Source organism: Scytonema sp. PCC 10023 (genome assembly GCF_963920835.1).
Lineage (GTDB): Bacteria > Cyanobacteriota > Cyanobacteriia > Cyanobacteriales > Nostocaceae > Kalymmatonema.
The window spans coordinates 62,306-74,290 of record NZ_CAWUDP010000012.1; the positions used below are offsets into that span (position 1 = coordinate 62,306).

Sequence of the window (11,985 nt, forward strand, 5' to 3'; positions counted from 1 at the left end):
TTTATTTTTTGCGATGACAAATGAGCAAATATAGAAAATAAGGAGCACCAATAGCAGCAGTCACTACCCCACAAGGAAGTTCGATAGGTGCAAATAGCGTTCTTCCTAACAAGTCTGCCGCTACAACAATCACTCCTCCCAAGAGTGCAGAGGTGGGAACCAACCCTTGATGGTTTGGACCTACCAATTGTCTTCCTAAATGAGGTGCAATTAACCCAACGAAGCCAATCATTCCCGCAGTGGCGACTGATGCACCTGCCAACGCTACACCCACTAACACGAGTAAACCACGTTGCCATTCCACACGAGTCCCTAGACCTTTGGCAACATCATCTCCTAAGTTAAGAGCGTTCAAATGTCTGGCTAGTGTCAATGTCATTGGGACAAAAACTACCAACCAAGGCAACAGAGAAAAGACTTGCTCCCAACTGCGCCCGTAGACACTGCCTGCTAACCATACCAGAGCATCACTGACGTTGTAAATTTCCCCAAAGGTAATCAATAAGCTGGTTGTAGCACTGGCGATCGCAGACAAGCCAATACCTATCAAAATTAATAGAATAGGGGAACTCCCTTTGTTCCAAGCCAGCGAGTAAATGAGAACAGCCATCAACATAGCACCAGCAAAGGCTGAAAGAGGCAAGGTGTAAATTGGCGCTGATGGGAATAGTATAATGACTGCCACTGCTGCCAGACTTGCCCCGGCATTGATACCAATAATACCAGGATCAGCTAGTGGGTTGCGTGTGAGACCTTGGAAGATAGTTCCAGAAATTGCCAACGCTACTCCCACCATAAAAGCAACAAGAGTACGAGGTAGACGCAAGGTGTGAATCACGAAGGCATGGTCTGGGTTGCCTGTATCTATACCTAGTACAGTTTTGACAGTATCCAAGGGCGAGATGGGATATTCACCCTTGGCTACATTCATCACCATTGCTACTACAATCACCACTGCTAAACATAGCAGCATCAGTGGTACACGTCGGTCGATCCGGAAGGATATTGCTTCGGAACGGATGACTAGCCAATCCAACTTCATTTTTTCACCTTTGACTTAGCCAGGTACACAAAAAAGGGAGCGCCAATCAGTGCTGTCATAACACCCACAGGTAATTCCTGCGGTTTAAGCAGCACTCGAGCAGCAATATCTGCAACCAAGAGTAAAATTGCCCCGAAAACTGCCGAATAAGGCAAAATCCAACGGTAATCAGCTTTTATAAAAAATTTCACCATGTGGGGAACGACTAAGCCAATAAAGCCGATTGGTCCAGCAATAGCTACTGAACTTCCCGCCAGTAAAACGACGCTGATGGCGGTCATTATTTTGATCCAAGCTGTTTTTTGACCTAAGCCTTTGGCGACATCTTCACCAAGACTCATGGTCGTCATTTGTCTTGCGAGGGCAAAAGCAATTCCTAATCCCACAACGACAAAAGGCAATGTTTGGAAAAATATGTTAACATCGCGACCAGCCAATGAACCAGCTAACCAAAATCTAATTTCTTCTAACGTTCGTTGGCTGACGATGAGGATAGCAGTGGTGACAGAAGAGATGAAAGCAGTTAACGCTGCACCTGCTACTGTCAAATTCAGTGGGGTAGCTCCTCCCCGTCCGAGAGAACCAAGGAAGTAGACTAAGATCGCCGTGGTTCCTGCACCCAGAAATGCTGCAATTGTGTAATCATTAACAGATGTGCTACCAAAAACAAAAATTGTTCCAACTACTGCTACTGCTGCACCCGATTGAATACCCAAAATCCCTGGATCTGCTAAAGGGTTGCGCGTCAAACCTTGCATTAATGCTCCAGATACTGCAAGGGCTGAACCTACAAGGATAGCAATGAGCGATCGCGGTAATCTTATAGTCTGAATAACTAAATGTTCATAGGAATCATCAAAGGTGACAAAGGATTCCAGAATCTTGTCTAGAGGTATTTCTGCTGCACCTAGTGTAACACTATATACCAAGCAAATTAGCAGGATCATGATTCCCAAAACCAGACCCACCAAAGGTGATACTTTGGGTGTTTTCCAACTTCTGGGTGAGGCTGTGGTTGCTCTTGTCATTCTCTTGTGGTTAATTGAAAAATATGTCCATTTTTGGGATCTGGTTGTAGTTCCTTTAAGATTTGCAATTTCAACATTTTAATTGATAGTCTTTTTTATAATACTTTATACTTATTGCTATCTTTTTTCAACTTTTTTAAGATAATACTTTCTTTTTTATTAAAAATAATTATCATTAAAAATGTGAGCTTCACCAGAATGATCACTTTAGCGAACGTGTATTCAGAAGGGATATACTGACGGACTGAAGACATTGCTGGGTGTAAAAAGCGAGCACTACGGGTCTAGTTCACCTAAAATAAATGATAAAATTCTCATTATAGAATTGATCACTACTCAACACAAGTCATGACAAAATCTGTCAACGTCCCTCAATAAATCTTGAGAATTGAAAAGATGAAGAATTGCGTTCAGCCTTAGTTATCAGGATTCGGCTATAAAAAATATATATCACCATGTACTCTTCCCCAACTTCCAAAATCCATCCTCTATTGCGGCTGTTGCACTACGCCAAAGACTACCGCTCTCAAATATGGAGTGCTGTCACCTTTACCATCCTCAATAAAATCTTCGACCTTGCACCATCGTATTTAATTGGTGTTGCAGTAGATATCGTAGTGGAAAAAGAAAATTCCATCATTGCCCAAATTGGCATCACCAACATCATTGGACAACTGGCTATACTATCCTTATTGACATTATTAATTTGGAGCTTAGAGTCACTATCTGAATTTCTCTACGATCGCCTATGGCGTAACCTAGCCCAAACCATACAGCACGAATTACGCCTTGATGCCTATAGCCATTTACAAGAACTAGAACTGGGCTACTTTGAGGAACGCTCTACAGGTACACTCCTGTCAATTTTAAACGATGATATCAATCAACTAGAACGGTTTCTCGATTCTGGGGCTGCTAGCATTCTGCAATTTATCACCACAATTTTAGCTGTAGGCGGCTCGTTTCTTCTTATCGCTCCTAATGTGGCATGGTTGGCAATACTACCCACACCCTTCATTTTCTGGGGTTCATTGGCATTCCAAAAACGACTCGCTCCCCGCTATGCAGATGTGCGCGACAAAGCGGGATTCATCAATAGTCGTTTAGCTAATAACCTGTCAGGGATTGCCACAATTAAAAGCTTTACTGCTGAAACCTATGAACGGGGTCGTGTCCTCTCTGAAAGTGAAGCTTATCGCCGCAGTAACGCCCGTGCGATCGCTGTTTCTGCTGCGTTTTTTCCGGCGATTCGATTCGTAGTTGTCATAGGTTTCATCGCCACGCTGTTTTTTGGTGGTGTTGCAGTGGCGAATAATCAGTTAACTGTGGGAACCTATGGTTTCATGGTGTTCATTGTGCAGCAATTACTATGGCCGTTTGCCACTTTGAGTTCGATCATGGATCAGTATCAGCGGGCTATGGCTTCCATCCGTAGAGTCATGGGATTGTTGGATACTCCGATTGCTATTCCTACAGGGAACCGCTCCCTACCATTAAAAACAGTACGTGGTGAAGTGCATCTTGACAATATCACCTTTGCTTATAATGACCGCAACAATGTCCTCAAAAATCTATCACTGCACATTCAATCCGGGACAAACATTGGTATTGTCGGTGCAACAGGTTCTGGTAAAAGTACCCTAGTCAAACTACTGCTGCGTTTTTACGAAGTCCAAGGCGGACAAATCCTGGTTGATGGTATCGATATTCGAGAGTTGCAACTAGGCGAACTGCGGCGCTGTATCGGTTGGGTGAGTCAGGATGTGTTTCTGTTCCATGGTACGGTGGCAGAAAATATTGCCTATGGCAGCTTTGACGCTACGCAGTCAGAAATTATCCACGCCGCCAAATTAGCCGAGGCTCACGAATTTATTCTCCAACTACCGCAAGAATACGATACCATTGTTGGTGAACGCGGTCAGAAACTTTCTGGTGGACAAAGACAACGCTTGGCGATCGCTCGTGCTATTCTCAAAGACCCACCAATTCTGATTTTGGATGAGGCGACCTCTGCGGTGGATAATGAAACTGAAGCGGCTATCCAAAAATCCTTGGCTATGATTACCGAAAATCGCACAACTATAGCCATTGCTCACCGTCTTTCGACAATTCGCCATAGTCATTGTATTTATGTGATGGATCATGGTCAAATTGTTGAGCAGGGCAAGCACGAGGATTTACTAGCGCTTGATGGGATTTATGCCAGTTTGTGGCGTGTGCAGTCTGGGGTTTAGTCCTATGAAAAGCGATTTCATGTTCTGGCTGTCGCTGTGTCAGTCTCCTGAAAGCCAGTAGATTAATTGATTCGCGCTTCCAACCAAGCCTGTAAATCAGCCAAACAGGTAAAATCTAAGAGTGTTTCGCTCAAATCTTCCAGAGCAGACAGAGGTAAACTAGAAATTGATGAGCGTATTTGTTCAGAAAGTTGTCCAAGACGCTTAGTCAATTGTCGAGAAATTGCATTCGCCATTACCTCTCGTCCTTCTTCGCGTCCTTCTTCGCGTCCTTCTTCCTTGATTTCTCGGTAAACTCTCGTTTCTTTTAGCGTTATTCCTAGCATAGACTCTACTTCCACTCGACTCAACTGTTCAAACCTGTACACCATGATTGTCGTGATCACCTCTATTATGGCGCGACTCGCTGCTGATGGGACTTCTTGACGAGTTCTGGTTAACAAATACCTTGCTTCTTCTGGTGCTTGGCTTTCTTCTACCGTAGTTAGTACCATCAGTGCTACCCATATAGGTAATTGGCGAATATCCCCCAATTCATCTAAATACACCCGATGCACTTGGTTCCCGTTGAGCAGTGTTCTATAAGGATTAATATCGCTTTGTTCAATACTACGTGACGGGTAAATTATCACTGCTTGCCAGTCGCTGAATCTAGCACGATTGCGATAGAAATATAACAAGGATTCCGCAAATACTCTTTCGTAAAGCTGTTCATCTTTCTGGAATTGGACTTCACAGAAATATACAACTCCTGCGCCTTCATGTTCTGGCGGTAAAAATACCCCATCAATTTCAAACTTAGGTTCTTTGACAGCTACCGAATCAAATCGATAAGCATCTGCATTAGCTGGCGGATTTGTCAATAGTTCAAATAGTAAAGTGGGAGATTGTTGAAATAGTTTGTAAAAAATCGAATCACGCCGCATGAAGCATTATGCTGAATATATTTGTTCAACCTGCGATACATTAAATCATATGTACTCCGAGATTGCACGTATCAAAAGCTAACAGACAGATGGCACTCGTTTTTAACAGTGAACAGTGAACAGTAAACAGTTATCAGTTAAATTCTTGGGTCGCGCGTCCCCTACCAATTGGACTTTTATGCGTTGGTGGCGGGTCGCGCATCCCCCACCATACGCCGTCAGGACTGATAACTCGTTTAAAAGACTTTGCGCTCCTCCAAATGGGCTGTAATATCGTCTTGCGATCGCCAAACTGGACGCAGCTCTTTACGCGCAAACAGTGGTAACTGGTCTACAGTATGGGCTGAACCCGGTTGAGAGGAATTACCATAACTAGTCAGTGCCATAGCCTTCACTGGCTGAGAAAATTCAATCGCAGCAACATAAGAATCACCTGCGACAGGTAAGAAATGTCCTTTTTCTGAAGGAGCAAAATTGAGAACACGGAAGATTCCAAGGTCTCCATCGCCACCATTGGCAGGTAAATCCACATTCTCATGCTTCAACCGGAAAACCTTTCCCCAAGGGACATCTAGCTGACCATAAGCCTTTTCTACCTTAACTGCTGCCGCTTCCAATGCCGTCACAGCACTTTGAGGATTAGCGAATCCATCGGGTGTAGTACGCGGTGAGTCTTCTGTCCAAGGTTGACTAAAGGCTGTATCAAAATCCATTTCTTGTGCCCAAAGAGCAAATAATACTGCTCCCCGACTCTCTGCATTTGCTTGTTTATCCCATGTTTCCAACACATTCGCTGCACGAATTGCTAATTCATTTCCAGACTTGTGTGCAGCTGGAATCAAATCATCCAGGATACGGTCAGCAAATTCCATGCGTGTTGAATGTTTGTACTCAATCATTTCATTCAAAGAAATTTTTTCATCCTCATCTAGCATTCTTGCAGAACGCTGCGCTCGGAAATCCATGAAACGCGGTGCCATGTAAGGCGGGTAATTATCTGGTTTGATGGTGGTGGGAAATGTTGTTGTCCAAGGTGGGTCATTGGCATTTTGCAACCAACCGCTTTTTGGGTCAACGATGCGTGGCAAATCTTGATAGGCATGGATTTTCGTCCATAGTGTTTTAGAACTGTCACCAGGAATAATCCCTTGCCAGTATTTAAAATCTCCTTGTTGTCGCACGGGAACTTGACCGTTGAATAGGTGCATGATGTGCCCGTCTTTATCTGCGTACATTACTGTAAACATCGGGAGTTGCAAGCGTTGGAGAGCGGTTTCAAATTGTTTCAGGTTTTGCGAGCGCGCCATATCCCACCACTGCTCCAATACACCAGGTCGATCTAGACCAACAACACGTAGTGCTACAGCTTGACCATCTTTCTCTGTCACGACAGGTCCGTGAATAGAACGTTTGATGACTAAGGGTTCTGTCCGCAGTGTGCCATCTTTTTGCTTGACTTTCAAGGAAAGGGTTCTCGTCTCAAAGGGACGAACTTTGCCATCAAAACGATAACCTTTGTCAACTAATTGCAGTGCATAAGTATCCCAGCCATCGAAAGTGTTGACAGTGTGAGTCCAACCCAAATTGTCGTTAAAGGCGATCGCCAATACGGGAATGCCAACGAGTGCTGCTCCATAAGCATCAATACCTGGTGCGGTAACTTGAGCTTCGTACCACAGAAATAAATCTGACCAAGGCAAATGGGGGTTCGCAAGTAGCATTGCTTTGCCACTTGCAGAACGAGAGGGTGCGATCGCCCAACCATTAGACCCTGCTTTTGATTCTTTCTTGGCGACACCTGCAACCTGCTGTGGGTTAACAACAAAAGTAAAATGTAGGACTCGATGTAGATGAGCCAGAACATCTTCTGCCTTCACTGGCAACACAACTTCTACTTCATCGTCAAGCTTTTCTCTATGCTCCTGAGCATAGGCATTAATTCCAGCAGCAAAAGCATCAAGATAGTTACGAAAAGTTGGGTTCTGTTCCTTGTACCAAGAACGAGCACGTTCTGGAACTCCCATTGTCTGAACCCAACGGTCTGATTCTAAATATTTTTCTCCCCAGTATTCGGCAGCACGTCCACGTGCTTGACCGTATAGACGTAAAAGCAGATTACCGTGACTTTGCATTTGCGCCCAACCGAATGCTTGGAAAGCACTTTGAGTATCCTTACCATAGATATGTGGTATACCATATGTATCCCACAGTATCTCAGTGGATTTTGCCATTTGTGCAGAACTATAGCACCCCAGAACTAGAGCAAAGACAAGACTAAGTACAAATGGTAAAAGTCGGAATGATTTACGCTTTAAAGTTTTATATAAATAGCTCATAATTCAGAGGAAGTCTGACAATTTTGCAAAAAAGATGGTATTGTAAGCATTTGGCTCCCTAGTTTATTGCCGAAGCGGGCTGTCCAGTCCGCACTACAAAATAAAATAATTTTACACATTTGGTATGCTCCCTAATAAGAAGAAAATAAACATTTAAGAAGCACACTCTGAAGAAGTCATTTTCTGACTAATATAATTGACAAGTTTTTGTACAGTCGAAATCTCCTTAATGATTTCATCACTAATTTCAATGTTGTAAATTTTCTCCAAAACCACAACCAGTTCCAACATATCTAATGAATCTGCCCCTAAGTTCTTCCTAAAACTTGAAGTTAGGCTGACTTGGTTCTGCTCAATACCTAATTGTTCTGCAATTATGACTTGTAATTTTTCAAAAATTCTCCTGTTCTTCTGTTGGGTAAATTGAATGGCTGTCTCAATTTCTACCATTAACTCGATGATTTCTTTTAATATTAGAATAACGCGCTGATATTGCTGAATTTCTTTATGAGAAAGGTAAGAACCTTGGTGAGATTGCAGCCACTTGTGACAAATCTGATAACCTCCCAAACGAAAGTTCCAAACTTCCAAAGGTACGCCTTCAAAGTACTGTGTTTGGTTGATAAAGACTTGCCCTTTTTCTGCGCCTTGCTCTACTAAGGTATAGTACACTGTCTCAACTTTATTGTCCCCAGTCATGGGATATCTGATAACCATTGGGACATATTTGTCGAATTATTAAGATTTACAACTTAAATTCACTCGTAATCCGGTTTAGTTCTTGAGAAAGAGACTGTAACAGGAGTGATTTCGCTGAGTGCAGAAAGAAATGGTCTCCAGAAAACATCTGCCGAGAGAAAACAGCATTTGTTTGCTCTTGCCAAGCTTGGAGTTCCGAGCTACTGACTTCTGAATCCTGTAAGCCACCAAAGGCAGTGATGGGAACATTTAAAGTGGGTGCAGGACTATAAACATAAGTTTCAAGAACGGCAAAATCTGCCCGCAGGATAGGGATCAGTAACTGCATGAGTTCGGCATTCTCTAGTACTGCTTTGGGAGTCCCGTTGAGGCGGCGCAGCTCTTCTATGAATTCAGGTTCGCTTAAAGCGTGGATGGGTGGATCTGGATCAGGAATTTGAGGAGCGCGACGACCGGATATAAACAGATGGATTGGACTGATATCATATTCTCTACGGAGTAAACGGGTAAGTTCAAAGCTGACAAGCGCACCCATGCTGTGACCAAACAAGGCGAATGGTTTGTCTAAATATGGTAGAAGAATAGGGGCGATCGCACTAACTAGAGGTTCCATTCGCGTAAATGGAGGTGACTTCATCTGCGTTAAGCGTCCAGGAAGTTCTACGGGGCAAACTTCAAGACTTTTAGGTAGACTATTTACCCATGTACGAAAAATTAAAGAGCTACCACCTGCGTAAGGAAAACAAAATAGTCTCAAGGAAGCATGAGGATTGGGTTTAGGACAAGTAACCCACGAGTTAACTTGGTGTATAGTTTTCATACTCCGAGTTCTAAATAGCACTTTTTGGAGGGGTGTTTACGGTTCGTTAGTGCTGGAGTTTAAGCTCTCGACAATTTATATGCCCCGTCTATCAGCCTAAGTATCTCCAGCTGTTGCAACAAACCTCTATTTTTGAGTGCAGTCTAACCTAAAGTAGCAACTTGAGTTTTATCTGCTACAACTTCCTCAAACGCAGTATTTACAGAGACTTCCCTCCAAGCATCTAGGTCTCTTTTAATAAACTCCAATGCGTAACTAATAGTTTCAACTGTATCTGCTCCTAGCGCTAATCTAATTGGTGGGTTATCACTATCAACCACTTTAATCATTGCTAGAGCAGCTTTCTTGGGGTCACCTTCTTGGGTGCCAACTTCATCACACACTGCCTGACGTATTTTATCAATTAATGGCTTATAGTCTTCAATTTTGCTTTCAGTTAAGACATAAGAACGGGTGAGAAAATCTGTACGGAATGCACCAGGTTCAACTATTGTGACTTTTATGCCGAAAGGTGCAACTTCGTTGGCTAGTGATCCGGAAAGTCCTTCTATCGCAAATTTGCTACTGGAATAAATTCCTCCGCCAGGATTAGCGCTAAAGCAAGCAATTGATGAAATATTAAGAATGTGTCCGCTACGTTGCTGCCGCATATGAGGTAGTACTGCTCGTAGTGTTTCCAAAACACCAAAAAAGTTTGTTTCAAACTCACGGCGAACAGCCTCATCGCTGACTTCTTCAATGACCCCCGCAACTTCACATGCGGCATTGTTGACAAGTACATCAATGCGTCCAAAGTTAGCAATTGCCTGTTTCACTGCTTTCCGTACCTCTTCGGGTTTCGTTACATCAAGTTGTACTGCTAATGTACGACCTGGAAACTTTGTTGCTAAATCTTCTACCTGCTGTGGATTCCGTGCTGTTAGCACCACAGTCTCGCCCCGCTCAAGCACTGTTTCTGCTAATGCTCGACCTAAGCCCCTTGAGCAACCAGTGATAAACCATACTCGTGATTGAGAAACTGAGGACTCTACCATAGAAATTCTCCATTTTTAACAAGCGTTACTAAGCTAAAGAAACTTGAAATTGCAGAAGCAGAAAAATGCTTGTATGAACCTGAAGTAGGCATAAAAAACCCACTAAGTACACAATTTCAACGCACAGTTGCTTACTGCATGTTGCCAGCTGTTTCCTGCATTTTTTTCCGGAGACTAAGCGGTCTCATGTCAGTCCAGACTTCTTTGAAGTAATCTAAACATTCTTGTTTGGGTCCATTTTTTCCAGTATCTTTCCAACCAAGAGGATTTTCGCGGTCTAATGGCCAAATGGAATATTGTTCTTCGTGATTAACTACAACTTTGTAAATTGTCGTGTCTTCTTTGTCGTCTTGATACATATTTGCACTCCATTAATAACTGGGACAAATGTCATTGTTCTACTAGACATCTCCGATAACTATCAAATATGGACTAAACCGCAACCTCATCATGGTCAGGTACATTCTTTTCCAAATTTCGTAGCAATGGAACATTAAACCCAACCAATCCGACCAAAAACATACAAACCGCGCTAATTACGTACAACATCGCAATTCCCGCACCAGCACCAGTCCCAAATATACCTCCCAAAATACCCACAAGGCTACCTCCCTGACTAAATGCAGGTATAAAGACATTATCTGCTAATGGTCCGGCAATCAAAGCCGCAGCTGCTGAAGCTAATTGCAACAGCAAAGACCGTGCAGCAAAAACCCGTCCTTGTAGATTGGGAGCAACTTTAGCCAACCAAATCGCATTATTTACGCTACCACTAATGCTAAAACTCAAAGAACATAAAAATTGTGGAGGAATCCATAACCACATAGTTCGACCTAAACCAAATACTATTTTAGGCAAACCGACACCTATAATGCCAAGTAATATCACCTTAATTTTATTTTTAAAACCTCCCCATTTATTAACAATTAATACTCCTATTACACCACCACAACCTGCTGCTGTGATTATGCTACCCAGCACTAAAGTATCACCGCCAGTGCGTGCGAGAATCATTGGTAGAGAAAGTGAACCTGCGAGGTCATCGGTAAATGTAAGTAAGAAGTTAACGACTAACAGTAAAAGAAGACTTTTATGAGTATTTAAATAACGAAATCCATACCCGACATCTTGCCAAAAGTTTTCCTGGTTTTCTTCTGTTTGCACTGGCTGGGGTATCGGTATAAAAAAGAGAGTAAAAATGGCGACTAAAAAAGTGGAAATATCAATTAACCAAATACCAATTAGTCCAATTAAATTATAAAAAAATCCTGCTAAAGCAGGTGCGATGATAATTATACTATGACTGTACAAGAATTGAAGACTACTAGCACGAGCATAGTATTGCTTGGGTATCATTAATGGAACTGATGCGTCATATGCCAGAGATTGAAATTGACCCGAAGTACCGACTAAAGCTGCTGCCACATAAAGATGCCTAATTTGTAAGTCTTCATTGATATATAAAAAGAGGAGAACAATTGTTGTGAGGACGGCAACAGTGTCACCGAGCATCATCAATAGTTTCCGATTAAAACGGTCTACAATTACACCACTAATAGGCGTAATAAGAATACTGGGAAGTAAACCAAAGAAAGCTACTAGCGTGAGAGCTGTTGCTTTACCAGTAATTGACCATGCCCAGATTTCCAAAGCAATGGCGGTTGTTACACTACCAATTCCAGAAACAAGTTGACCTAGCCATATAATCAAGAAATTTCGCAAACTGCTGTTAGCTAGTTGTTTTAACATTAATCTTATTTAGTTTGAGGAAAAATTAATGGTTCTTCAGTACCTGTTATTCTAAACTGAAATGAGAGCATCCCAGTTTTTTGCAAAGAGAGCAAAAATCAGCCAGTCTAAGTAAGA

The 11,985-nt window shown here is 42.6% G+C and carries 10 protein-coding genes; 1 reads left to right on the forward strand and 9 read right to left on the reverse strand.

The annotated features are described in order from the left end of the window. Position 1: 1 nt before the first annotated feature. Together ACM0OZ_RS09880 and ACM0OZ_RS09885 are read right to left on the reverse strand one after the other, a co-directional pair. Positions 2 to 1,042 (reverse strand): FecCD family ABC transporter permease, encoded by a 1,041-nt coding sequence (locus ACM0OZ_RS09880; protein ID WP_414582623.1) that lies wholly within the window; start codon positions 1,040 to 1,042, stop codon positions 2 to 4. Further along, positions 1,039 to 2,070, reverse strand: a complete 1,032-nt coding sequence (locus ACM0OZ_RS09885; protein WP_414582624.1) for a FecCD family ABC transporter permease — start codon at positions 2,068 to 2,070, stop codon at positions 1,039 to 1,041. The genes ACM0OZ_RS09880 and ACM0OZ_RS09885 overlap by 4 nt, the downstream gene beginning before the upstream one ends. A gap of 455 nt (positions 2,071 to 2,525) precedes the next feature. Between ACM0OZ_RS09885 and ACM0OZ_RS09890 the strand changes: the two genes are divergently transcribed. Then, complete coding sequence (locus ACM0OZ_RS09890) at positions 2,526 to 4,304, forward strand: ABC transporter ATP-binding protein (RefSeq protein WP_414582625.1); 1,779 nt, start codon at positions 2,526 to 2,528, stop codon at positions 4,302 to 4,304. Positions 4,305 to 4,366: 62 nt separating this feature from the next. Here the strand turns inward: ACM0OZ_RS09890 and ACM0OZ_RS09895 are convergent, their stop codons facing one another. From ACM0OZ_RS09895 to ACM0OZ_RS09925, 7 genes are all read right to left on the reverse strand, one after another. After that, positions 4,367 to 5,230: an Rpn family recombination-promoting nuclease/putative transposase gene (locus ACM0OZ_RS09895; RefSeq protein WP_414582626.1), complete on the reverse strand. Its 864-nt coding sequence runs from the start codon at positions 5,228 to 5,230 to the stop codon at positions 4,367 to 4,369. Positions 5,231 to 5,466: 236 nt separating this feature from the next. Further along, positions 5,467 to 7,566 (reverse strand): acylase, encoded by a 2,100-nt coding sequence (locus ACM0OZ_RS09900; protein ID WP_414582627.1) that lies wholly within the window; start codon positions 7,564 to 7,566, stop codon positions 5,467 to 5,469. Positions 7,567 to 7,719: 153 nt separating this feature from the next. Further along, a complete protein-coding gene (acpP, locus tag ACM0OZ_RS09905; RefSeq protein ID WP_414582628.1) occupies positions 7,720 to 8,283 on the reverse strand; it encodes an acyl carrier protein in 564 nt (187 codons plus the stop codon). 28 nt (positions 8,284 to 8,311) lie between these two features. After that, positions 8,312 to 9,085: a thioesterase II family protein gene (locus ACM0OZ_RS09910; RefSeq protein WP_414582629.1), complete on the reverse strand. Its 774-nt coding sequence runs from the start codon at positions 9,083 to 9,085 to the stop codon at positions 8,312 to 8,314. Positions 9,086 to 9,228: 143 nt separating this feature from the next. Then, on the reverse strand, positions 9,229 to 10,119 hold the full coding sequence (locus tag ACM0OZ_RS09915) for an oxidoreductase (protein WP_414582630.1): 891 nt from the start codon (positions 10,117 to 10,119) through the stop codon (positions 9,229 to 9,231). Between the two features lie 131 nt (positions 10,120 to 10,250). Beyond that, on the reverse strand, positions 10,251 to 10,478 hold the full coding sequence (locus ACM0OZ_RS09920; RefSeq protein ID WP_414582632.1) for an MbtH family protein: 228 nt from the start codon (positions 10,476 to 10,478) through the stop codon (positions 10,251 to 10,253). A 73-nt stretch (positions 10,479 to 10,551) separates the two neighbouring features. Beyond that, positions 10,552 to 11,868: an MFS transporter gene (locus tag ACM0OZ_RS09925; protein WP_414582634.1), complete on the reverse strand. Its 1,317-nt coding sequence runs from the start codon at positions 11,866 to 11,868 to the stop codon at positions 10,552 to 10,554. Positions 11,869 to 11,985: the final 117 nt, after the last annotated feature.

Excerpts from the sequence above, each read along its gene's own strand:
- ACM0OZ_RS09880 (WP_414582623.1), bottom strand. The coding sequence starts at position 1,042 with ATGAAGTTGGATTGGCTAGTCATCCGTTCCGAAGCAATATCCTTCCGG.
- ACM0OZ_RS09885 (WP_414582624.1), bottom strand. The coding sequence starts at position 2,070 with ATGACAAGAGCAACCACAGCCTCACCCAGAAGTTGGAAAACACCCAAA.
- ACM0OZ_RS09890 (WP_414582625.1), top strand. The coding sequence starts at position 2,526 with ATGTACTCTTCCCCAACTTCCAAAATCCATCCTCTATTGCGGCTGTTG.
- ACM0OZ_RS09895 (WP_414582626.1), bottom strand. The coding sequence starts at position 5,230 with ATGCGGCGTGATTCGATTTTTTACAAACTATTTCAACAATCTCCCACT.
- ACM0OZ_RS09900 (WP_414582627.1), bottom strand. The coding sequence starts at position 7,566 with ATGAGCTATTTATATAAAACTTTAAAGCGTAAATCATTCCGACTTTTA.
- acpP (WP_414582628.1), bottom strand. The coding sequence starts at position 8,283 with ATGGTTATCAGATATCCCATGACTGGGGACAATAAAGTTGAGACAGTG.
- ACM0OZ_RS09910 (WP_414582629.1), bottom strand. The coding sequence starts at position 9,085 with ATGAAAACTATACACCAAGTTAACTCGTGGGTTACTTGTCCTAAACCC.
- ACM0OZ_RS09915 (WP_414582630.1), bottom strand. The coding sequence starts at position 10,119 with ATGGTAGAGTCCTCAGTTTCTCAATCACGAGTATGGTTTATCACTGGT.
- ACM0OZ_RS09920 (WP_414582632.1), bottom strand. The coding sequence starts at position 10,478 with ATGTATCAAGACGACAAAGAAGACACGACAATTTACAAAGTTGTAGTT.
- ACM0OZ_RS09925 (WP_414582634.1), bottom strand. The coding sequence starts at position 11,868 with ATGTTAAAACAACTAGCTAACAGCAGTTTGCGAAATTTCTTGATTATA.